The organism is Thermophilibacter sp. (assembly GCF_966187215.1).
In genome coordinates this window covers 21,688-43,171 of sequence record NZ_CBIFYV010000016.1, presented here as the reverse complement: position 1 = coordinate 43,171, position 21,484 = coordinate 21,688, and the positions used below count along the sequence as shown (strand labels likewise).

The 21,484-nt window shown below is 66.3% G+C and carries 31 protein-coding genes; 30 read left to right on the top strand and 1 reads right to left on the bottom strand.

All coding sequences use genetic code 11. The annotated features are described in order from the left end of the window. Positions 1-217 precede the first annotated feature (217 nt). From ACWTSU_RS01880 to rpsJ, 5 genes are all read left to right on the top strand, one after another. On the top strand, positions 218-1,342 hold the full coding sequence (locus ACWTSU_RS01880; protein WP_455138192.1) for a zinc ribbon domain-containing protein: 1,125 nt from the start codon (positions 218-220) through the stop codon (positions 1,340-1,342). A gap of 206 nt (positions 1,343-1,548) precedes the next feature. After that, the gene (gene rpsL / locus ACWTSU_RS01875) at positions 1,549-1,920 is read left to right on the top strand and encodes a 30S ribosomal protein S12 (RefSeq protein ID WP_455138191.1); all 372 of its coding nucleotides are present in this window, start codon (positions 1,549-1,551) and stop codon (positions 1,918-1,920) included. Positions 1,921-1,960: 40 nt separating this feature from the next. After that, a complete protein-coding gene (gene rpsG / locus ACWTSU_RS01870) occupies positions 1,961-2,437 on the top strand; it encodes a 30S ribosomal protein S7 (RefSeq protein ID WP_455136317.1) in 477 nt (158 codons plus the stop codon). A gap of 26 nt (positions 2,438-2,463) precedes the next feature. Then, a complete protein-coding gene (gene fusA, locus ACWTSU_RS01865) occupies positions 2,464-4,560 on the top strand; it encodes an elongation factor G (RefSeq protein WP_455138190.1) in 2,097 nt (698 codons plus the stop codon). Between the two features lie 38 nt (positions 4,561-4,598). Beyond that, positions 4,599-4,907 (top strand): 30S ribosomal protein S10, encoded by a 309-nt coding sequence (rpsJ, locus tag ACWTSU_RS01860; RefSeq protein WP_075575844.1) that lies wholly within the window; start codon positions 4,599-4,601, stop codon positions 4,905-4,907. A 271-nt stretch (positions 4,908-5,178) separates the two neighbouring features. Here the strand turns inward: rpsJ and ACWTSU_RS01855 are convergent, their stop codons facing one another. Beyond that, positions 5,179-5,424 (bottom strand): glutaredoxin family protein, encoded by a 246-nt coding sequence (locus ACWTSU_RS01855; protein WP_455138189.1) that lies wholly within the window; start codon positions 5,422-5,424, stop codon positions 5,179-5,181. A 187-nt stretch (positions 5,425-5,611) separates the two neighbouring features. Between ACWTSU_RS01855 and ACWTSU_RS01850 the strand changes: the two genes are divergently transcribed. The 25 genes from ACWTSU_RS01850 (at position 5,612) to secY (ending at position 21,482) form a co-directional block, all read left to right on the top strand. Next, entirely contained in the window at positions 5,612-6,325 is a 714-nt protein-coding gene (locus ACWTSU_RS01850) for a LytR/AlgR family response regulator transcription factor (RefSeq protein WP_455138188.1), read from the top strand. Beyond that, positions 6,322-7,218, top strand: a complete 897-nt coding sequence (locus ACWTSU_RS01845) for a hypothetical protein (protein WP_455138187.1) — start codon at positions 6,322-6,324, stop codon at positions 7,216-7,218. Before ACWTSU_RS01850 ends, ACWTSU_RS01845 begins: the two co-directional genes overlap by 4 nt. Beyond that, positions 7,215-8,129: a GHKL domain-containing protein gene (locus ACWTSU_RS01840; protein WP_455138186.1), complete on the top strand. Its 915-nt coding sequence runs from the start codon at positions 7,215-7,217 to the stop codon at positions 8,127-8,129. The genes ACWTSU_RS01845 and ACWTSU_RS01840 overlap by 4 nt, the downstream gene beginning before the upstream one ends. A gap of 144 nt (positions 8,130-8,273) precedes the next feature. Further along, positions 8,274-10,058, top strand: coding sequence for a hypothetical protein (locus ACWTSU_RS01835; protein ID WP_455138185.1), 1,785 nt, complete (start codon positions 8,274-8,276; stop codon positions 10,056-10,058). A gap of 554 nt (positions 10,059-10,612) precedes the next feature. After that, a complete protein-coding gene (gene rplC, locus ACWTSU_RS01830; RefSeq protein WP_455136484.1) occupies positions 10,613-11,233 on the top strand; it encodes a 50S ribosomal protein L3 in 621 nt (206 codons plus the stop codon). Between the two features lie 37 nt (positions 11,234-11,270). Continuing rightward, on the top strand, positions 11,271-11,897 hold the full coding sequence (gene rplD, locus ACWTSU_RS01825) for a 50S ribosomal protein L4 (RefSeq protein WP_455136485.1): 627 nt from the start codon (positions 11,271-11,273) through the stop codon (positions 11,895-11,897). After that, the gene (rplW, locus tag ACWTSU_RS01820) at positions 11,898-12,200 is read left to right on the top strand and encodes a 50S ribosomal protein L23 (protein WP_455136486.1); all 303 of its coding nucleotides are present in this window, start codon (positions 11,898-11,900) and stop codon (positions 12,198-12,200) included. A 132-nt stretch (positions 12,201-12,332) separates the two neighbouring features. After that, positions 12,333-13,169, top strand: a complete 837-nt coding sequence (gene rplB / locus ACWTSU_RS01815; protein ID WP_455138184.1) for a 50S ribosomal protein L2 — start codon at positions 12,333-12,335, stop codon at positions 13,167-13,169. A gap of 30 nt (positions 13,170-13,199) precedes the next feature. Further along, entirely contained in the window at positions 13,200-13,460 is a 261-nt protein-coding gene (gene rpsS / locus ACWTSU_RS01810; protein ID WP_087227318.1) for a 30S ribosomal protein S19, read from the top strand. A gap of 15 nt (positions 13,461-13,475) precedes the next feature. Next, a complete protein-coding gene (rplV, locus tag ACWTSU_RS01805; RefSeq protein ID WP_455138183.1) occupies positions 13,476-13,838 on the top strand; it encodes a 50S ribosomal protein L22 in 363 nt (120 codons plus the stop codon). A gap of 6 nt (positions 13,839-13,844) precedes the next feature. Beyond that, a complete protein-coding gene (gene rpsC, locus ACWTSU_RS01800; RefSeq protein WP_455138182.1) occupies positions 13,845-14,555 on the top strand; it encodes a 30S ribosomal protein S3 in 711 nt (236 codons plus the stop codon). After that, positions 14,555-14,980: a 50S ribosomal protein L16 gene (gene rplP, locus ACWTSU_RS01795; protein ID WP_455136490.1), complete on the top strand. Its 426-nt coding sequence runs from the start codon at positions 14,555-14,557 to the stop codon at positions 14,978-14,980. The genes rpsC and rplP overlap by 1 nt, the downstream gene beginning before the upstream one ends. Positions 14,981-14,983: 3 nt before the next feature. After that, the gene (gene rpmC / locus ACWTSU_RS01790; protein WP_455136491.1) at positions 14,984-15,199 is read left to right on the top strand and encodes a 50S ribosomal protein L29; all 216 of its coding nucleotides are present in this window, start codon (positions 14,984-14,986) and stop codon (positions 15,197-15,199) included. A 17-nt stretch (positions 15,200-15,216) separates the two neighbouring features. After that, positions 15,217-15,483, top strand: a complete 267-nt coding sequence (gene rpsQ / locus ACWTSU_RS01785) for a 30S ribosomal protein S17 (RefSeq protein WP_455136492.1) — start codon at positions 15,217-15,219, stop codon at positions 15,481-15,483. Between the two features lie 81 nt (positions 15,484-15,564). Further along, the gene (rplN, locus tag ACWTSU_RS01780) at positions 15,565-15,933 is read left to right on the top strand and encodes a 50S ribosomal protein L14 (protein ID WP_455136493.1); all 369 of its coding nucleotides are present in this window, start codon (positions 15,565-15,567) and stop codon (positions 15,931-15,933) included. Between the two features lie 13 nt (positions 15,934-15,946). Next, positions 15,947-16,264: a 50S ribosomal protein L24 gene (rplX, locus tag ACWTSU_RS01775; protein WP_455136494.1), complete on the top strand. Its 318-nt coding sequence runs from the start codon at positions 15,947-15,949 to the stop codon at positions 16,262-16,264. Between the two features lie 475 nt (positions 16,265-16,739). Beyond that, positions 16,740-17,300 (top strand): 50S ribosomal protein L5, encoded by a 561-nt coding sequence (gene rplE, locus ACWTSU_RS01770; RefSeq protein ID WP_455138181.1) that lies wholly within the window; start codon positions 16,740-16,742, stop codon positions 17,298-17,300. A 63-nt stretch (positions 17,301-17,363) separates the two neighbouring features. Continuing rightward, a complete protein-coding gene (locus tag ACWTSU_RS01765; protein WP_058271077.1) occupies positions 17,364-17,549 on the top strand; it encodes a type Z 30S ribosomal protein S14 in 186 nt (61 codons plus the stop codon). A gap of 89 nt (positions 17,550-17,638) precedes the next feature. After that, positions 17,639-18,037 carry a 30S ribosomal protein S8 gene (gene rpsH / locus ACWTSU_RS01760; protein ID WP_455136496.1) on the top strand — a complete coding sequence of 133 codons (399 nt, stop codon included), beginning with the start codon at positions 17,639-17,641 and terminating at the stop codon, positions 18,035-18,037. A 28-nt stretch (positions 18,038-18,065) separates the two neighbouring features. Beyond that, positions 18,066-18,602, top strand: coding sequence for a 50S ribosomal protein L6 (gene rplF / locus ACWTSU_RS01755; RefSeq protein ID WP_455138180.1), 537 nt, complete (start codon positions 18,066-18,068; stop codon positions 18,600-18,602). 62 nt (positions 18,603-18,664) lie between these two features. Next, positions 18,665-19,033 (top strand): 50S ribosomal protein L18, encoded by a 369-nt coding sequence (rplR, locus tag ACWTSU_RS01750; RefSeq protein ID WP_455136498.1) that lies wholly within the window; start codon positions 18,665-18,667, stop codon positions 19,031-19,033. Positions 19,034-19,042: 9 nt separating this feature from the next. Further along, positions 19,043-19,564 carry a 30S ribosomal protein S5 gene (rpsE, locus tag ACWTSU_RS01745; RefSeq protein WP_455136499.1) on the top strand — a complete coding sequence of 174 codons (522 nt, stop codon included), beginning with the start codon at positions 19,043-19,045 and terminating at the stop codon, positions 19,562-19,564. Between the two features lie 2 nt (positions 19,565-19,566). Then, on the top strand, positions 19,567-19,752 hold the full coding sequence (gene rpmD, locus ACWTSU_RS01740; protein ID WP_455136500.1) for a 50S ribosomal protein L30: 186 nt from the start codon (positions 19,567-19,569) through the stop codon (positions 19,750-19,752). Positions 19,753-19,761: 9 nt separating this feature from the next. Continuing rightward, entirely contained in the window at positions 19,762-20,211 is a 450-nt protein-coding gene (gene rplO / locus ACWTSU_RS01735; RefSeq protein WP_455138179.1) for a 50S ribosomal protein L15, read from the top strand. Continuing rightward, positions 20,205-21,482, top strand: coding sequence for a preprotein translocase subunit SecY (gene secY / locus ACWTSU_RS01730; RefSeq protein ID WP_455138178.1), 1,278 nt, complete (start codon positions 20,205-20,207; stop codon positions 21,480-21,482). Before rplO ends, secY begins: the two co-directional genes overlap by 7 nt. Positions 21,483-21,484: the final 2 nt, after the last annotated feature.

The following is a 21,484-nucleotide window of genomic DNA, read 5'->3' as shown; positions in this document are numbered from 1 at the left end:
TTTGGGGGGGGATCTGCCCTCTCCCGTGGGGTGGTATTTAGGGCATGTATAAAAAAAAAAAATGGTCAGCGCCCCCCACCTCTTTTGTTGACCTGCTGCATCCTGACGCTTTAGGCCACAGAACCGTCCGGAAGCCGCAGGTCCATCGCCGTGCGCCACGGGAGGCTCCCCAAGGAATAGAATCTCTGAAAACACCCCAAAACGGGAGGGAGCGGCCATGTTCTGTCCGCGATGCGGATCGCAGCTTCCAGACGGCGCCAGGTTCTGCTCGCGCTGCGGGTCGACGCTCGGCGGCGAGAAGCCCGTGGCGCCGGCCCCGGCGCCCGCCCAGCAGCCGGCCGGCCCCAAGCCCCGCCGCCGTCGCGTTGTCGCGATCGTGGTCGCCGCGCTCGCGGTCCTTCTCGCCGGCGGGGGAGCCGCGTGGTGGTTCCTGCTCCGCCCCCAGCCGGTGTGGGTCGTCACGAACACCGGGAACGCCTGGAACGACTCCATGTCCGACGGCTCGGAGATGATCTTCGCCAACACAACCCCCTATGCGTACGCCGTCATGCTCAAGGCCTGTCCCGACCAGATGCTCTTCACGCAGTTCGGGACTACCGAGCGCGTTCTCGGCACCGATGGGGTCACCCGGAGCCTGACGGTGAACGGCCAGGCCGAGAGCCTCGAGACCGACGACCACGGCAACGTGGTGGCGCTGGTCGGCCGCGACGATGACGTCACCGCCACCAGCTACCGGGTCACCTATGACGACCAAGGACGCCCAACGCGCACGGATACCCTGACGGGCGGCGCGCTCTCGGGCTACGTGCTCTACGCCTATGCCGACGACGGCTCCTTCGTGTGCGACGGCTACGACGAGTCGGGCTCGATCACGCAGCGGCGCAGCGTCGGTGCGGACGGCGTCACGGACTGGGTTGAGGTCTACGACGCGGGCCAGGTGGCGGAGCGCTACGAATACGAGGACGGCGGCCTCTCCTCCCTGATCAGCTATGGGACGGGTGGGGTCGAGACGGGGCGCCGCTCCTACGAGCTCGAGCGTGACGATTCCGGCCGCGTGACGGCGATCGTCTCTTCGGACGGCTACTGGGGCGCGATGGCGCGCAGCGTCGAGCGCTTCGTGCTCGACGACACGACGCTGGCCACGCGCGTCTGCCTTGAGTACGACGAGAACGGCAACGTCGCGCGCGTCTACATCCCCTGGGAACCCGCCGCGCGCGACGCGCTCATCGCGGTGGTGGGCCTCATTCCAAACGAGGATACGATCGTTGACATGCGCTACGAGTACCAGCTCGTGGACAATCCGACGCCGCTCGTGCGCGTGCTTCGTCGCAACCTGCTCTAGCGCGCGGGCGAGAAGGACCTCGAATGACGAGCCCGGCGCCCCACCGTGGATGCCGCGTGAAGAATGGATACGCCCGGACCCGTGGCATTTTGACAACTGCCGCGCGACAGCGTAACGTTCATCGTCGCGTCAATCCGGGGTTTGGGGTGCTGCCCGCCCCTTGAATACGACAAACAGGCACGTAGGAGCTATAGAAGGAGAGAGCTTTGCCTACTATCAACCAGCTCGTCCGCAAGGGCCGCGTGAGCGTCAAGGCCAAGTCCAAGAACGCCGCTCTGCAGCACAACCCCCAGAAGCGCGGCGTCTGCACCCGCGTCTTCACCACCACCCCCAAGAAGCCGAACTCCGCCCTGCGCAAGGTCGCCCGCGTGCGCCTCGTCAACGGCATCGAGGTCACGGCCTACATCCCCGGTGAGGGCCACAACCTCCAGGAGCACTCCATCGTCCTGATCCGCGGCGGCCGCGTGCGCGACCTCCCCGGTGTCCGCTACAAGATCATCCGTGGCGCCTACGACTGCGCCGCCGTGCAGAACCGCCAGAAGGCCCGTTCCCGCTACGGCACCAAGCGCCCGAAGTAGTCACGCCACCCAACGAGCCCCACACCGAAGGAGATAGAACATGCCGCGTCGTGCAGCAGCCAAGAACCACCGTCGCGAGGTCCAGCCTGATGCTGTCTACAACAACCGCCTCGTGACCCAGCTCATCAACAAGGTCCTTCTCGACGGCAAGAAGGCCACCGCCGAGCGCATCGTCTACGGTGCCTTTGACATCGTGGCCGAGAAGTCCGGCGAGGACGCCCTCTCCGTCTTCAAGAAGGCCATGGACAACGTCCGCCCGACCCTCGAGGTCAAGCCCAAGCGCGTGGGCGGCGCCACCTACCAGGTGCCGATGGAGGTCAACTCCCGTCGCGCCACCACCCTTGCCATCCGCTGGATCGTGAACTTCTCGCGCGCCCGCAAGGAGAAGACCATGGCCGAGCGTCTGGCCAACGAGATCCTCGACGCCTCCAACGGCGTGGGCGCCTCCATCAAGCGTCGTGAGGACCTCTTCAAGATGGCCGAGGCCAACCGCGCCTTCTCTCACTACCGCTTCTAGTTCGCCGATCCGAGGAGAGACTACGTATGGCAAAGGTTAAGTACAAGCTCGAGGACCTCCGCAACATCGGCATCATGGCCCACATCGACGCGGGCAAGACCACCACGACCGAGCGAATCCTCTACTACACCGGCAAGACCCACAAGATCGGCGAGGTCCACGACGGCGCGGCCACCATGGACTGGATGGTCCAGGAGCAGGAGCGCGGCGTGACCATCACCTCCGCGGCCACCACGTGCTTCTGGAAGGACCACGTCATCCAGATCATCGACACCCCGGGCCACGTGGACTTCACCTCCGAGGTCGAGCGCTGCCTGCGCGTCCTCGACGGCGCCGTGGCCGTCTTTGACGCCGTGGCCGGCGTCCAGCCGCAGTCCGAGACCGTGTGGCGCCAGGCCACCACGTACGGCGTGCCCCGCATCGCCTTCATCAACAAGTACGACCGCGTGGGCGCCGACTTCTTCCACGCCATCGACACCATGAAGGACCGCCTGCACGCCAACGCCGTGGCGGCCCAGATCCCGATGGGCGCCGAGTCCAACTTCTGGGGTCTCGTGGACCTGGTCACCATGACCGCCTGGGACTTCAAGGAGGACGCGAAGGGCATGATCTACCCCGAGCCCCTCGATGCCATCCCCGACGAGTTCGTCGAGCTGGCCCAGGAGAAGCGCGAGGAGCTTCTCGACGCCGCCTCCAACTTCTCCGACGAGATCATGGAGCTCGTGCTCGAGGAGGAGGAGATCCCCGTTGACCTCCTCAAGGCCGCCCTGCGCAAGGGCGTCATCGCCGGCGAGCTCAACCTCGTCTTCGTGGGCTCCGCCTACAAGAACAAGGGCATCCAGGAGCTTCTCGACGCCGTCGTGGACTACCTGCCGAGCCCGCTCGACGTCGCCGAGATCGACGGCACCGACCTCAAGGGCGAGCCGGCGGTCCGTCACGCCGACCCCAAGGAGCCGTTCTCCGCGCTCGCGTTCAAGATCATGACCGACCCGTACGTGGGCAAGCTCACCTACATCCGTGTGTACTCCGGTCACGCCGACGCGGGCTCCTACGTCTACAATTCGGTCAAGGACAGCCGCGAGCGTCTGGGCCGCATCCTCGAGATGAACGCCAACGACCGCGTTGACCGCGAGGGCTGCTCCGCCGGCGACATCGTTGCCTGCGTGGGCCTCAAGAACACCACCACCGGCGAGACCCTCTGCGACGAGAAGAACCCGATCATCCTCGAGTCCATCGAGTTCGCCACGCCGGTCATCTCCGTCGCCGTTGAGCCCAAGACCAAGGCCGAGCAGGACAAGATGTCCGTGGGCCTGGCCAAGCTCGCCGAGGAGGACCCGACCTTCCAGGTCCACACCGACCACGAGACCGGCCAGACCATCATCTCCGGCATGGGCGAGCTGCACCTCGAGATCATCGTCGACCGTCTGCGCCGCGAGTTCAAGGTCGACTGCAACGTGGGCAAGCCGCAGGTCGCCTACCGCGAGACCGCCGGCAAGGCCGTCAGCCACGTCGAGGGCAAGTTCGTCCGCCAGTCCGGCGGCCGCGGCCAGTACGGCCACGCCATCATCGACATGGAGCCCAACGAGGAGGGCAAGGGCTACGAGTTCGAGAACGCCATCGTCGGCGGCGTGATTCCGAAGGAGTACATCCCCTCCATCGACAAGGGCATCCAGGAGGCGCTCGAGAGCGGCGTCATCGCCGGCTACCCGGTCGTCGACATCAAGGTCAAGCTCGTCGACGGCTCCTACCACGAGGTCGACTCCTCCGAGGCCGCCTTCAAGATCGCCGGCTCCATGGCCATCAAGGAGGCCCTGCGCAAGTCCAACCCCGTGCTCCTCGAGCCGATCGAGGAGGTCGAGGTCGAGACCCCCGAGCAGTACATGGGCGACGTCATGGGCAACCTCTCGGGCCGCCGCGGCAAGATCGAGGGCATGGAGGACCGTCGCGACACCAAGGTAATCCGCGCCAAGGTGCCCCTGGGCGAGATGTTCGGCTACGCCACCGACCTCCGCTCCCAGACGCAGGGTCGCGCGAGCTACACCATGCAGTTCGACTCCTACGAGCCCGTCCCGAAGAACATTCGCGACGAGATCGTCGCCAAGAACGGCGGAAACGTTTCCTAACTCAACGACCCGAGCCCTAGCTCATTTGGAGGTACACAGTGTCAAGCCAGAAGATCAGGATCCGCCTCAAGGGCTACGATCACGAGGTCGTTGATCAGTCCGCGAAGCTCATCGTCGACACCGCCCAGAAGACGGGTGCCCGCGTGTCCGGCCCCATCCCCCTGCCCACCGAGCGCAACCTCTACACGGTCATCCGCTCGCCGCACAAGGACAAGGACAGCCGCGAGCAGTTCGAGATGCGCACCCACAAGCGTCTCATCGACATTCTCGACCCCGCTGCCGCCACCGTTGACTCGCTCATGCGTCTCGACCTCCCGGCCGGCGTTGACATCGAGATCAAGCTCTAGGTCCTAACGCACCTGGGAAGGCCCCCGGTGTTCCACGCGAGAGTGCGCTTCGCGGAACTCTCGCTTAGGAACACCGGGGGCCTTTTGCGTGGTGGCTCTATGGCGCGCGGGGCGAGAAGAGCGTCAGGAAGCCGCACCTCTCTTGGGGGTGCGGCTTCCTGACGTTTGCGGGGTCGAAGGCGTCAGCTTGCCGCACCTCAACAGTTGGGGTGCGGAGTCCTGACGGATTTTGGTTCGGAAGCGTCAGCTTCCCGCACGTCGACGGGCGTCGTCACGCCTGGGCGACGTGCTCCTTGAGGTAGGCGATGATGTCGTCGGACTCGTAGAGCGGCGCGCCGTCGATGAAGAGGCACGGCACCTGTGCCTTGCCGCCCACCTCGACCAGGCGCTCGCGCGCGGCGGGGTCGCGGGTGATGTCGAGCAGCGGCAGCTCGATCCCGGCGCCCTCCATGTAGCGCAGCACCTTCTGGCAGAACGGGCACGTCGGCATGATGAACAGCTCGTAGCTCGCGTTCACGGGTCCTCCTTCGTCGGGGCCTGGCGTTGAGACGATTCTAGCCGGGCGCGAGACGGCCATCGACCACCTGATGCTCGCAACGCGAATCCATTTGTATCGCTCGTGGGGTCAAAAGTGTCGGATGAGCTACCGGAGTTGCCCCCTACGCGATAAGTTTGCGTTAAGCAGCTTGTTGGGAGGGGGCACCGTGAGCCTTGATGTCGTGATCGTGGATGACGTTGAGCGCGAGGCTCGCGAGCTCGCCGCGATGATCGCCGCCGCCCCGCTCGGCCGGGGACTCGCGGCGCGCGTGTGCGCGAGCGCCCCCGAGCTTGAGGAGCTTCTCGATAGCGGGGAGCTGCCCGATATCGTCTTCATGGACGTGCGCCTGGGAGGGGAGAGCGGCATCGAGGCGGTGGAGCGCCTGCTGCCGCCGGGGTGCGACACGCAGGTGGTCTACGTGAGCGGGTTTGAGGAGTCGCACACGCGCGTCTACCGCACCGCGCACGCGAGCTTCCTGCGAAAGCCGTTTCGCCAGGAGGACGTGAGCCTGGCGCTCGAGCAGGTGCGGGCCCGTCAGGCGGAGACCGGCGCCCAGCCTGTTGCGCTGCGTCATGACCACGTGGTCGACGTGGTGCGGCCGCGCGATATCGCCTACGCCGAGAGCGACCGCCGCCATGTCATCGTGCACGCGCGGACGGGCGACCTGCGCGTCTACGGCAAGCTGTCGCAGCTCGAGGCCGAGCTGCCCACGTGGTTCGCGCGCTGCCACCAGAGCTATCTCATCAACCTCGACTACGTGGCGCGCCTTGGCTCCGAGTCCGTGAGGCTGGTGACGGGCGTCGAGCTGCCGGTGAGCCGCAGATGGCGCCCCGCGTTCAAGGAGGCGCTCTTCGCGCGCGTCAGGCGGGGTCTGCTGTGAGCGAACCATCGGACGGGGCGGTGCCCTACATCTTGGTGTTTCTCGCGTTCGTGCCCATGCTGCTCGTGGCGTATCGCTTCACGGAGCGCGTGCTGCGGCCGAGGAGCGTGCCTGCGCTCCGCGCGATCGAGGTCGCGGTGGGCGTCTTTCTCGTCCTGCCCGCGGGAGACCCGACGACCATAGTGACGGTCGTGGTGGCGGGCGCGATCATGCCGGTCGCGTGCTATCGGGGAGACTGGCGCGAGCGCGTCCTCGTGGCGGCGCTCATCCTCACGTCCGTTGCCGTGGCCGAGATCCTGAGCATCTCGTTCTGGAAGGTCGCGACCGGAGGGGCGCCGGCGGTCTCGGTGGCGGCGTCCTGGGAGCGCTACCCAGCCCACGTCGCGTCAACGCTGTTCGGCGCGCTGGTGCTCGGGATGGTGCTGTGGGGCTTCTCGCGGCAGCTTCCCGATGTGCTCGCCTGCCTGCACGAGGGGCAGATCGCGCTCGCGGCGTTTCTCGTGGCGCAGTCGGCGGCCCTGTTTCTCACGTCCGTGGGGTGCATGTTCGACACGCCCGCCACGGGTCCCATCTTCTGGGCGGCCGATGCCCTGTGCGTGCTGAGCCTGGTCGCGGACGTCGAGGTGTTCAGGGCGGCCGGCAGGCTGCGCGTGCGCGGGGAGGAGCGGCGGCGCGCCCGCTTCTACGAGCAGCACGTCGAACGGCTCGCCGCTCAGACGCGCGCCGAGGTGGACGCGATGTCGGAGGTCGCCATGATGCGCCATGACCTGCGGGGCCACTGGGGCGTGCTGCGCTCCCTGGTCTCGCGCGGGGAGCTCGCGGAGGCGGGCCGATACGCGCGGGAGCTCCTGGGCGAGCTGGACGCGGGGTGCGGGGACGGGGGCGCGCGATGAGATGGCTCGTGCTGGCGCTCTCGGCGGCATCGGTGGCGGCGCTCGTCGGCGCGACGGTCGTGCTCGTCGTCCCGTCCCGCCCCATCTCGGGCAGGCAGCGCGCCGCGTTTCTGCTCTGCCCCCTGAGCCAGCTCGCCGTCGCGTCGTTCTCGCTCGCGCTGTACGCGACGGGGGCGCCCGGCATGCTGTCGGCGACGTGCATCGCGGCGTGCTCGCTGGTCTGCCCGGCGCTCGACGTCGCCTTCTTTCGAGCCCTCGCGGCCTCGGAGGAGGCGGGGCTCGCGCGGCAGGAGGCAGAGGCGGCGCGCGAGCAGTACGAGGCGCAGCTCGCCCACGCGCGCCGCGTGAGGGAGACGTGCCGGTCGCTCGAGGAGCTGCGCGCCGAGGCTCGCGGGCGGCTGGAGGCGCTGACGGCGGCGCTCGACGAGGGCGACCTGGAGGCCGCCGAGAGATTGCTCGGAAGCGGGGCGGACGAGAAGGGCACGGAGCGGTGCGACCACGTGGTGGCAGCGGCGCTGCTCTCCATGCACGAGCGGCGGTGCGCGGAGCTCGGAATAGGCTGGTCGTGCCGCGCGGAGATCCCCCGCGACGTGGGGCTCACGCCCGTCGAGGTGGGGATGCTCCTCTCGAACCTGCTCGGCAACGCGGTGGGGGCCGCGCACGCGAGCGGCGCGGAGACGCCGTTCGTGCGCGTGGGGGCTCGCGTGGGCCGCGGGTGCCTCGCCGTGCGCGTGGAGAACTCCTGTGCGCCCGGCGCCCGCGTGCCCGAACGAGCCCGCGGCGACGACCTCCCCGAGCACGGCTGGGGGCGCCAGATCGTGGCGTCGATAGCGCGCGACCACGACGGCGAGGTCCGTGAGGAGGTCCGCGACGGGGCGTGGCGGACCGACGTCGTCGTGCCGCTGGGGTAGGGCGAGGGGCCCGCTCGCGGGGCCGCTGTCCCTCTCGTCGTCCAAGTTTTACGGTGGCGCGGTCAGTTGTTGCGTGATCCTTGAACGTTCCCAGGGCGGGGATAGTCTAAAAAGAGTCTGAATCTGGGCTCAGAAGGGAACGTCATGAAACACCCGAGAAGAATCGTCGCTGCGCTCGCGTGCACGCTCGCCGTGGCCCTGGGCGTCCTGGCCCCGAGCGTCGCGAGGGCGGGCGAGGCCACGCCGGGCACGGAGACCATCAATCTATTCACCATCTCGAGCTGCCCGGAGTGCAACGGCCTGCCGCACAACTATGGGACAGGCCGCACCGTCGATCCCAAGCAGCTCTTCGAGCAGGCGGGGAAGACATGGACGGAGCTCAAGTCGTTCGAGAGCTCGGACCCGTCTGTCGTCAGTGTCTCCCAGGACGAGAGGGGCCTTTGGGTTGAGACCTATGACTTGAATAAGGCGGGCGTGGCGTACGTGACGCTCACATCCACCAACGGGGAGGCTGTCACGTTCGAGGTAGACTCGCTCAACATCTATGACCACTGGGATGAGTTTGTCGCCTGGTATAACGAGGGCGATGACGCGGCGAGGCAGTACCTCAAGCAGTTCCATTGTCCCACGCTCGTCGTGGACGACCTTATCCCCTATGAGAAGGCGACGATCCAGACCTCGTGGGGGCAGGCCTACGTCGGCTACACCTACACCTCCACGGACACCGACCGCGTGCTCAACATTGAGACCTCCTTCTCCGTGAGTGACCCCAGCGTTCTCACCGTTGACGAGGACGGTGTCATCACGCCGCTCAAAGCAGGAACGACCGACGTGACCATGACCATCACCGACCTCGCGCACCCCGAGGCCACCTTCACCGACACGGCTACCTACACCGTCATCGACGACGGCGAGGCACCGGCCGAGCCCTGGGCTGCGGACGGCAGCCTGCTGCCCTACACCATCAAGGACGGCGTCATGACCTTTGACGGGCGCCCGGACCTGGGCGAGTGGTACCAGCTCGACCTCGACCTCGGCGAGGGCGTTACGTCGGGCGGCAACATCGGCGGCGCGGCGATGTGGACCATGACCATCGGTGCCAACAGCCTCGATCCGTCCGACCCGCTCTATGACGCCAACGGCTGGAAGGACGGTCCCTTCTGGGTGCGCGCCGACAACCGCGGGGCCTACTCAGGCTATTCGCTGACGGTTCCCGAGGGCAAGGCGCTCTCGACCTCGCTCGAGGGCAAGGGCACCCTCGTGCCCTCCGGCAACGGGAGCATCCTGCTCGTCCAGCTCTCCGGTCCCTCCACGCTGCACGCAAGCGTCGCTGACCAGACGGTCATCACCAACGAGCAGGGCGCGACGCTCGCGCACACGCCCAACGACGGGGATTACGGCTCGGACGGCATGTGGTCCTCGCTCACGCTCGTGACCGACTGGCTCGGCGGAGACGAGGCCCAGACCGCGACCAACGCAGTGGTCGCCGCGGTCCCCGGCGTGACGGGCCACCCGTACGTCTACGACATCCATCTGCTCGACATGTTCGGCGACGTCTTCCAAATTCCCGACGGCGACTCCGTCATCGTGACGCTGCCCATCCCCGAGGACCTCTCGGCCGACGGCCTGCACGTCTTCCACGTGGCCGATGACGGCACTGTGACCGACATGGGCGCCACGGTCGACGCCGAGGCCGGCACCGTGAGCTTCACGACAACGCACTTCTCGACGTTCGTGCTCGCCAACGTCACGTCTGACGACGGGATCGCGGGCAGCGGCTCCGACACGAAGCAGGCATCCAGCGACAAGGACGTCGACAAGAACAAGCTCGCCGCCACTGGCGACGCGGGCTCCGTCGCGGCCCTTCTCGCCGCCGCCTCCGGCTCCGCGGCCCTTCTCGGCGCCCGCGTCCTCCGCAAGCGTCGCTAACAGTTGGGTCCACGATCGTCCTTCCGAGCCCCGGCCCTCTGGGTCGGGGCTCCTTCTGTGCGCGCCCGCTTCCACCTGGCGTCAGTGATTCTGGGTTGCGCATGCCAAGACGCATACGTAGCTCATAACTTCCAATCATTTGGACGGGAAAATGCGAGTTACACATGGCGCGTCACGCCTCAAGGCACGCGTAACTGCGGATTACGGGCACAACCCCGTCGCGGCCGCCGCTTGCTCCCGACCATACGAACGCTTTGGGGGTCCGATTCGTGCGTAAAGGCAGGAGGATGCCTCAAACAAGGAGTAAAACCGCCGCCGCCAACGCCGCCCATGGATACGCCCGGGAGCGCGGAATGCGCAACCGCAGTTCACGGCACTAGAAAATTATGCGTAGACATTGTGAATTCGGAGCGTCGCGTGTAGACTAGACAGGCTGCGCAAAAGGGGACATCTGTGTCAAGTCCCCGTAAGCGCCGCAGATACAGGACGTGGTCCGCTGGGGAGGGGCAACGGGTGCCCCAAGGTCCCATGACCACCGAGGGTTAGGAAAAGGCATGGTCAGCACGATCCTTGGCCGCAAGCTTGGGATGACGCAGATCTGGGACGAGGACGACAACGTCGTGCCCGTCACCGTCATCCAGGCTGGCCCCTGCACCGTCTCGCAGGTCAAGACGAAGGCGACCGACGGCTACGACGCCGTCCAGATCGGCTTCGGAGACATCTCCGCCAAGCACGTCAACAAGCCCATGGCCGGCCACTTCAAGGCCGCCGGCGTGGAGCCCATGCGCTACCTGCGCGAGGTCCGCGTCGAGAACGGCGAGGAGCACCACACCGGCGACGTCGTGACCGTCGCCGACTTTGCCGACGTCAAGGCCGTTGACGTCATCGGCACCTCCAAGGGCAAGGGCTTCCAGGGCACCATCAAGCGCTGGAACTTCTCCCGCGGGCCCATGACGCACGGCTCCCGCAACCAGCGCAAGCCCGGCTCCATCGGCCAGTGCGCCTATCCCGCGCGCGTCCGCAAGGGCCTGCACATGTACGGCCACATGGGCGACGAGCGCGTGACGGTCAAGAACCTCAAGCTCGTCCGCATCGACGCCGAGCAGAACCTGATGCTCGTCAAGGGCGCTGTCCCCGGCGGCAAGAACGCACTCGTCCAGGTCCGCATGGCCTAAGTGCCCGGAAACGTCTTAGGCTAACAAGGAGGACAGAATGTCCAAGTACGCTATCAAGAACGTCGAGGGGGCTGAGGTCGGCCAGGCCGAGCTCTCCGCCGACGTCTTCGGCATCGAGCCGAACATCCCCGTCATCCACCAGGTGGTGACCTGCCAGGACTCCTGCGCGCGTCAGGGCACCCACTCGGTGAAGAACCGCCACGAGGTCTCCGGCGGCGGCGTCAAGCCGTACCGTCAGAAGGGCACCGGTCGCGCCCGCCAGGGCTCCATCCGCGCCGCCCAGTGGACCGGCGGCGGCGTGGTCTTCGGACCCACCCCGCGCACCCACAACAAGCGCATCAACAACAAGATGGTCAAGCTCGCCATGCGCTCCGTGCTCTCCGGCAAGGTCGCCGACCAGGAGCTCGTGCTCGTTGACGCTCTCTCCTTCGAGAAGCCGTCCACCAAGCAGGCCAAGGCCGCCCTCGGCGCGCTCGGCCTGGGCGACAAGCGCGTGACCATCGTGGTGCCGGACGACGACGTCAACACCTACCTGTCGTTCCGCAACCTCCAGGGCGTCCGCGTGATCGGCGTCTCCGAGGCCACCACCCGCACCCTTATCGACAACGGCGCGCTCGTCATGACCGCCGACATCGCCAAGCAGCTCGAGGAGGTGCTCGCTTAAATGAACTCCGCCTACGACGTGATCATCCGCCCGATCGTCTCCGAGCGTTCCTTCGACCTCATGGAGCAGGGCAAGTACACCTTCGAGGTGGCCAAGGCCGCTCCCAAGGAGGAGATCGCCGCCGCCGTCGAGAAGCTCTTCGGCGTTCACGTGGTCAAGGTCAACACCATGAACGTCTCCGGCAAGAAGAAGCGCGTCCGCTACCAGACCCCCGGCACCACGCGCTCCTGGAAGAAGGCCGTCGTGACCCTCGCCGCCGGCGAGACGATCGAGATCTTCGGCAACCAGCAGGCCGCTGAGTAGCAACCCGGCCCGGGCCCCACGGGGCTCGGGCCTCAATGCCGCGCCGTATGGATACGCGCGGTACCGTGGTAATCCGGTGTCGCCCGCCACTCCCTGAGCGGGACGGCCAACGGAAAAGAAGGGAAAGAGTCAATGGCAGTCAAGCACCTCAAGCCCACGAGCGCCGGTCGGCGCTGGCAGACGGTCTCGGACTTCTCCGAGATCACCTGCACCACCCCCGAGAAGTCGCTCCTGGAGCCCCTGCCCAAGAAGGCCGGCCGCAACAACAACGGCCGCATCACCACCCGTCACCAGGGCGGCGGCCACAAGCGCCAGTACCGCAAGATCGACTTCAAGCGCCGCAAGGACGACGTGCCGGCCAAGGTCGCCACGATCGAGTACGACCCCAACCGCTCGGCCCGCATCGCGCTGCTGCACTACGCCGACGGCGCCAAGGCCTACATCCTGTGCCCCGAGGGCCTGCACGTGGGCGACGTCGTCCTGTCCGGCACCAAGGACATCGACATCAAGCCCGGCAACTGCATGCCGCTCTCCGAGATCCCCGTCGGCACCCTCGTGCACGCCGTGGAGTTCCAGCCGGGCAAGGGCGCGGCCATGGCCCGCGCCGCCGGCACCTCGGTGCAGCTCATGGGCAAGGACAACGGCTACGCCGTCCTGCGCATGCCCTCCTCCGAGCTTCGCCGCGTCCTGCTCACCTGCCGCGCCACCATCGGTGAGGTCGGCAACGCCGAGCACTCCAACATCGTGGTCGGCAAGGCCGGCCGCAAGCGCTGGGCCGGCGTCCGCCCGACGGTCCGTGGTACGGTCATGAACCCGGTCGACCACCCGCACGGCGGCGGCGAGGGCAAGAACCACACATCCGGCCGTCCGTCCGTGACCCCGTGGGGCAAGCCGACGAAGGGTTACAAGACCCGCGACCCGAAGAAGGCCTCCAACCGCCTCATCATCCGTCGCCGCAAGTCCAAGTAGTCGGAACACGAGTAGTAGGAGATAGAAAGCATGAGCAGAAGTCTCAAGAAGGGCCCGTTCGTGGAGACTCGCCTCCTCGCGCGTGTCGCCGCTCAGAACGAGGCTGGCACCAAGGAGGTCATCAAGACCTGGTCGCGCTCCTCGACCATCTTCCCCGAGATGGTCGGTCACACGATCGCCGTCCACGACGGCCGCAAGCACGTGCCCGTGTACGTCACCGAGTCCATGGTGGGTCACAAGCTGGGCGAGTTCGCCCCCACCCGCACCTTCCGTGGTCACAAGGCCAACTAGGGGGTAGGGAAGTAAATGGCTCAGAACACCAACACCAACGAGGTCCGCGCGACCGCCAAGTACGTGCGCATCGCGCCGCGCAAGGCTCGCGCCGTCATCTCGCTGATCCGCAACCTTCCCGTCGAGAAGGCCCTCGAGGTCCTGCAGTTCTCGACCCGCGCCGCCTCCGTCGACGTGGCCAAGGTCCTGCGCTCCGCGGTGGCCAACGCCGAGAACAACAACGGCATGCGCGCTGACGACCTCTACGTCAAGCTCGCCTACGTTGACGAGGGCGCCACGCTCAAGCGCATCCGCCCTCGCGCCAAGGGCTCTGCCTCGCGCATCAACAAGCGCATGAGCCACATCACCGTCGTCGTCGCTCCGCGAAAGGAGGCGTAAGCGAGCATGGGTCACAAGGTTCAGCCTACCGGCTTCCGTCTCGGCATCACCGAGGAGTGGCGTTCCCGCTGGTACGCCGATAAGAACTACGCCGAGACCCTCGGCAACGACCTCGCCATCCGCCGCTACCTCGAGAAGCGCCTCGCCAACGCCGCGCTGTCCCGCGTGGACATCGAGCGCGCCGGCGACAAGGTGAAGGTCACCATCTACACCGCCCGCCCGGGCATCGTGATCGGCAAGAAGGGCGCCGACATCGACGTCCTGCGCTCCGACCTCGAGAAGGTCGCCGGCGTGGGCAAGGGCATGGTCAACGTCGACGTGGTCGAGGTCAAGCGCCCCGAGCTCGACGCCAACCTCGTCGCTCAGTCCGTGGCCGAGCAGCTCGAGCAGCGCGTCGCCTTCCGTCGCGCCATGCGCAAGGCCGTCCAGTCCGCCCGCAAGGCCGGCGCCAAGGGCATCCGCATCCAGTGCTCCGGCCGCCTCAACGGCGCCGAGATGGGTCGTCGCGAGTGGTACCGCGAGGGTCGCGTGCCCCTGCACACCCTCCGCGCCGTGATCGACTACGGTCAGTCCACCGCCCGCACCACGATGGGTGCCTGCGGCGTCAAGGTTTGGATCTACCTCGGCGAGAAGCTGCCCGGCCAGGCCACCCCGCGCCCGGCCCTCGAGGGCTCCAGCCGTCCTCGTCGCGGTCGCAACGAGAGGAGGAACCGCTAATGCTCGCTCCTAAGCGCGTTCTCCACCGCAAGGTTCAGCGCGGCTCCATGAAGGGCCACGCCAAGGGCAACACCGAGCTGCACTTCGGCTCCTACGGCATCCAGGCGCTCGAGGCCCACTGGATCACCAACCGCCAGATCGAGGCCTGCCGTGTCGCCATGACCCGCTACATGAAGCGTGGCGGCAAGGTCTGGATCACCATCTTCCCCGACAAGCCCATCACCAAGAAGCCGGCCGAGACCCGCATGGGCTCCGGCAAGGGCAACCCCGAGGAGTGGGTGGCCGTCGTCAAGCCGGGCCGCATCATGTTCGAGATCGACGGCGTGCCCGACGAGGTCGCTCGCGAGGCCCTGCGTCTCGCGCAGCACAAGCTGCCCATCAAGACCAAGATCGTCACCCGCGCCGAGTCCGACGGGGAGGAATAGTTGATGAAGTACAAGGACGTCCAGGCCATGAGCGATGACGAGCTCGCCAAGAAGCTCGAGGAGGGCCGCGCCGAGCTCTTCAACCTTCGCTTCCAGATGGCCACGAGCCAGCTCGACAACACGGCTCGCGTCAAGACCGTGAAGAAGGACATCGCGCGCGTCCTCACCGAGCAGCGCGCCCGTCAGATCGCCGCGGAGAAGTCCGCCGCTCAGAACTAGATCGCAGGAGAATGACTATGGCTGAGACCGAAACCAGAAACGCGCGCAAGGTCATCACCGGGACCGTCGTCTCCATCTCCGGCGACAAGTCCATCACGGTGAAGGCCGACTACCGCAAGCGCCACCCCAAGTACGGCAAGATGATGACCGTCTCCAAGAAGTTCCACGCCCACGACGAGAAGAACGAGTGCGGCGTCGGCGACCTGGTCACCATCATGGAGACCCGCCCGCTGTCCAAGACCAAGCGCTGGCGCCTGGTCGAGATCGTCGAGCGCGCCAAGTAAGTATTCACTGTCGAGCCGCTCCCATGTGCGCCGCACGCTCGGGCGCACCTCTGGGAAGGCACCCCGTTCGGAGGAACACCAATGATTCAGATGGAGACCATGCTCAACGTCGCTGACAACAGCGGCGCGCGGCGCGTGAAGTGCGTCAAGGTCCTCGGTGGCTCCAAGCGTCGCTACGCCGGCCTGGCCGACGTCATCATCGGCGCCGTGCAGGAGGCGACCCCGGGCAGCTCGGTGAAGAAGGGCGACATCGTTCGCTGCGTCATCGTGCGCACCGTCAAGGAGACCCGCCGCAAGGACGGCAGCTACATCAAGTTCGACCAGAACGCCTGCGTGCTGGTCGACAAGGAGGGCGAGCCCAAGGGCACCCGTATCTTCGGGCCCGTCGCCCGCGAGCTCCGCGACCGCAAGTACATGAAGATCGTCTCGCTCGCGCCTGAGACGCTCTAGGGAGTGAGTGAATATGGCGAAGATGAACGTGAAGAAGGGCGACAAGGTCGTCGTTCTCTCCGGCAAGGACAAGGGCAAGGAGGGCGAGGTCCTCGTGGCCAAGCCCGCCGAGGGCAAGGTCGTCGTCGAGGGCGTCGCCGTGGTCAAGAAGGCCCAGCGCCCGACGGCCCAGAACCAGCAGGGCGGCTTCGTCGAGAAGGAGGCCGCGATCGACGTGTCCAACGTCATGCTCGTGTGCCCCAAGTGCGGCAAGCCCACCCGCGTCGGCCACGACGTCGACGACAAGGGCAACAAGGTCCGCGTCTGCAAGAAGTGCGGCGAGAAGTTCTAGGATTCTGACCGCATGACATTCGGGGAGGCCCCCGGTTCCTCTCCAAGAAGTGTGCTTCGCGGAACTTCTCTCCGATGAACCGGGGGCCTTCTCGTCCTTCTCGCTTCACGGGTTCCGCGCTGAGGAATCGACGCATGTCGGAGCTTCTCGCTGGGGTCTGCTCGAAAATCCCCGGAAGTCTGTTGCCGCAACCACAGACTTCCGGGGATTTCTGAGCGCACACGGGTCAAAAGCTCCGACTTGCGGGCAATCCTGAGCGCGTGACGGGACCGCCGCGAGGCGTGGCGAATGTGCAGGAAACGTGCCCTGAGCTTCTCGGCTGCATTCTGCGGAGAAAAGGCATAAACTGTTTCCTTGCGTCTGTAGGTAGGGAGGATTCTGCCTCGGGCGCGTGACATGGCTCCCGGCCTCGCCAGGGTCGGGGGGCGCGAGGTTGGAACCCCGCGCGAACGCCCCAAGAGTTGAAGGAGAGAACATGGCAGACGAGAAGTACGTCCCGCGCCTCAAGGAGCAGTATTTCGCCACCGTGCGCGACGAGCTCCAGAAGCAGTTCAACTACAAGAACGTCAACCAGATCCCCAAGTTCGAGAAGATCGTGGTCAACATGGGCGTCGGCGAGGCCGCCACGGACGCCAAGGCCATCGACGGCGCCGTCGCCGACCTGCGCGCCATCACCGGCCAGCAGCCGCTGATCACCCACGCCCGCAAGTCCATCGCCACCTTCCACCTGCGCGCCGGCATGCCCATCGGCGCCAAGGTGACCCTGCGCGGCGACCGCATGTGGGAGTTCCTCGATCGTCTCATCTCCATCGCCATCCCGCGCATCCGCGACTTCCGCGGCATCTCGCCGAAGAGCTTCGACGGCCGCGGCAACTTCTCGATGGGCGTCACCGAGCAGCTCATCTTCCCGGAGATCGACTTCGACAAGGTCGACCACACCCGCGGCATGGACATCACCATCGTGACCACCGCCCAGACCGACGAGGAGGGCAAGGCGCTGCTTTCCGCCTTCCACTTCCCGTTCAAGGCTGAGTAGGTCGTATATCAATCGGCGACGCGGCATGAGCCGCGCGCCAGGATTTGCACTGAAGGAGGATTTGTGGCTAAGACATCGATGATCGTCAAGGCGTCGCGCGAGCCGAAGTACTCGACCCGCAAGCAGAACCGTTGCCAGCGCTGTGGGCGTCCCCACTCCGTCTATCGCAAGTTCGGCCTCTGCCGCGTGTGCTTCCGCGAGCTTGCGAGCAAGGGCGAGCTTCCTGGCGTCCGCAAGGCCAGCTGGTAGGCGCTCAGGGCTCTGACGCCCAGGCGTCCGCGCCACGGGTACGGGCGAACCGGGCACTCAGGTTCATCATTACCTAAGGAGAAGGATCAATGAAGATCACTGACCCCATTTCTGACATGCTGACGCGCATCCGCAACGCGAACGCCGCCAACAAGGCCGAGGTGTCCATGCCCTCGACCAAGGTGCTCGTTGAGGTCGCGCGCGTCATCTGCGAGGAGGGGTACATCGCTGGGTACGAGGTCGAGGACACGACCCCCCAGAAGACCCTCCACATCACCCTCAAGTACGGCGCCCGCCACGCCAAGGTCATCCGCGGCATCCGCCGGATCTCCAAGCCTGGCCTGCGCATCTACTCCACCGCGGACAAGCTTCCGCGCGTGCTCGGCGGCCTCGGCACCGCCGTCATCTCCACCTCCAAGGGCATGATGTGCGACCGCGACGCCCGCAAGCTCGGCGTCGGCGGCGAGGTCATCGCCTACGTCTGGTAACTCTCGGCAGGAATGAAGGGAGACGATAATGTCTCGTATTGGTAAGATGCCTGTCCAGGTTCCGGCCGGAGTCACTGTGACAGTCAACGGCACCACCGTCACCGTCAAGGGCGGCAAGGGCGAGCTCACCCGCACGTTCTCCGATCTGATCGAGATCAAGGAGGAGGGCGAGGAGCTCCACGTCGTCCGCGTTGACGACAGCACCGCCTCCAACGCGCAGCAGGGCCTCACCCGCACGCTGCTCCACAACATGGTCGTCGGCGTCTCCGAGGGCTTCGAGAAGAAGCTCGAGCTCACCGGCGTCGGCTACCGCGCCACGCTCAAGGGCAAGGACCTCGACCTCTCCCTCGGCTACTCGCATCCCGTGGTCTACCCCGCTCCCGAGAACATCACGTTCGAGGTGCCCGACAACACCCACATCACCGTCAAGGGCATCTCCAAGGAGCAGGTCGGCCAGGTCGCGGCCGAGATTCGCATGAAGCGCCCGCCCGAGCCGTACAAGGGCAAGGGCATCCACTACGAGGGCGAGCACATCCGCAGGAAGCTCGGCAAGGCCGCCAAGTAGTAGCCTGTCTCGGCATGAAAGACCGTCACCCCGTCAGGTGGCGGCACGTCTAAGGAGAAGGAATGAACAAGCATCAGGCGAAGAAGGCCGCACTCAAGCGCCGCGAGCGCCGCGTCCGCGCCAAGATCTTCGGCACGGCCGAGCGTCCGCGCCTCAGCGTGCACCGCACCAACGCCAACATCTACGCTCAGGTCATCGACGATGCCGACGGCAAGACCATCTGCTCCGCCTCGACGCTGAGCCCCGAGTTCCGCGCCACGGGCAAGATCGGCTCCAACAAGGAGGCCGCCGAGTTCGTGGGCGAGCTGGTGGGCAAGCGCGCCGTGGAGAAGGGCGTCACCGAGGTCACCTTCGACCGCGGCGGCCGCATCTACCACGGTCGCGTCAAGGCTCTTGCAGACGGTGCCCGCAACGCGGGCCTGAAGTTCTAGGAGGATTCAATGGCACGAGATCGCAGGCGCCAGCAGGACACGGATCTTCAGGAGCGCGTCGTCTTCATCCACCGCGTCTCCAAGACCGTCAAGGGCGGCCGTCGCATGTCCCTCGTGGCCCTCGTGGCCGTGGGTGACGGCAAGGGCAACGTGGGCCTCGGCATGGGCAAGTCCGCCGAGGTGCCCCTGGCCATTTCCAAGGGCGTCGAGGACGCCAAGAAGAACATGTTCCACGTGCCGGTGACCGAGCACGGCACCATCCCCCACGCCGTCGAGGGTCACTACGGTGCGGGCCACGTGCTGATCAAGCCGGCCATCGAGGGTACCGGCGTCATCGCCGGCGGCCCGGTGCGCCCGCTGTTCGAGCTCGCGGGCATCACCAACGTGCTGTCCAAGTCGCTCGGCACGAGCAACGCCATGAACATCATCAAGGCGGCCGCCGAGGGCCTCAAGGAGCTCTCGAGCCCCGAGCAGACCGCCGAGCGCCGCGGCATCACGGTCAGCGAGATGTTCGCCGGGAAGGAGAACTAACGATGGCTCAGTCCCTCAAGATCAAGCTCGTCCGCAGCGCGGTCGCCTCCGTCAAGAAGGACCAGACGGCCACCTGCCGCGCCCTCGGCCTCCGCAAGATCGGCGACGTCGTCGAGCAGCCGGACAACCCGAGCATCCGTGGAATGATCTTCAAGGTCAAGCACCTTGTTGACGTGGAAGAGAACTAGGAGTCACTCATGCAGCTCAACGATCTGCGTCCCGCTGAGGGCTCGCGCAAGGCCCGCAAGCGCATCGGCCGCGGCAACTCGTCCGGTCACGGCACCACGGCCGGCCGCGGCACCAAGGGCCAGCTCTCCCGCTCCGGCGGCGGCAAGGGCAAGGGCTTCGAGGGCGGCCAGCAGCCGCTCGCGATGCGCCTCCCCAAGCTCCCCGGCTTCAAGAACCACAATCGCGTGGAGTACGCCCCGGTGAACGTCGCCCGTCTCGACGCGCTGTTCGCCGACGGCGAGACCGTCGACGCCGACGCGCTGGTTGCCAAGGGCGTCATCAAGCACAACTATATTCCGGTGAAGGTTCTTGGCGACGGCGAGCTCACCAAGAAGCTCACCGTGAAGGTTGACAAGGTCTCCGCCTCGGCCAAGGAGAAGATCGAGGCGGCCGGAGGAAAGGTCGAGCAGGCGTGCTAAAGGGAATCGCCAACGCGTTTCGCGTTCGAGAGCTCAGGCAGAAGCTGCTTCTGACGGCAGGGATTCTCCTGCTGTACCGCTTCGGTGCGTACCTGCCCGTTCCGGGCGCGCCGTTCCAGGACCTTCTCGGCACCTACCAGAGTGCCCTGTCCTCCAACGGCGCCATGGCCGTGCTCAACCTGTTCTCGGGCGGCGCGCTTTCCCGCATGTCTGTCTTCAGCCTGGGCATCATGCCCTACATCACGGCTCAGATCATCCTGCAGCTGCTGCAGGCGGTCATCCCCTCGCTGGGCGAGCTCGCCCGCGAGGGGGAGGCCGGGCAGCGGCGCATCACGCAGTACACGCGCTATCTCACGATCGCGCTCGCGCTGCTCAACGCCGTCGGCTACCTGTTCCTGTTCCGCAGCTACCGCGTGTCGTTTGCCAACACCGGCGCGCCCGAGATCCTGCTCGACGTCGTCATCGTCTTCACGATGCTCGTCGGCGCGATCATCATCATGTGGCTCGGCGAGATCATCACGCAGCGTGGCGTGGGCAACGGCATGTCGCTCATCATCTTCGCGAACATCATGTCCGGCCTGCCCACCTCGCTCATCTCCTCGGTCACCGGCACCGGCAACGTCGTGCTCACCGTGGTGACCCTCGTGGTGATCCTGGCGATCATCCCGATCATCGTGTTCGTGGAGCGCGGCCAGCGCCGCATCCCCATCCAGTACGCCAAGCGCGTCGTGGGTCGTCGCATGATGGGCGGCCAGTCCACCTACCTGCCGATCAAGGTCAACACCGCCGGCGTCGTGCCGATCATCTTCGCGTCGGCCATCCTGTACCTGCCGGCCCAGATCGCGGTCTTCTTCCCGACGGTCGACTGGGTGCTGGCCTCCGCCAACGCGCTCTCGTCCGGCTGGATCAACTGGCTGCTCTCGGTCGTGCTCATCGTGGCCTTCGCGTACTTCTACTCCTCGATGGTCTTCAACCCCACCGAGACCGCGGACCAGCTGCGCAAGCAGGGCGGCTTCATCCCCGGTGTGCGCCCCGGCGCCGCCACGGCCGCCTACATCAAGAGCACGATCGACCACGTGACGCTGCCCGGCGCGCTGTTCATGGCCGTCCTGGCGGTGGTCCCCACGATTATCTTCTGGTTCACGGGCAACTCCCTGATCCAGGCGTTCGGCGGCACGTCGGTGCTGATCATGGTCGGCGTTGCCATGGACACGCTCTCCTCCATCGAGAGCCAGCTCAAGATGCACAACTACGACGGGTTCTTCAAGTAGTC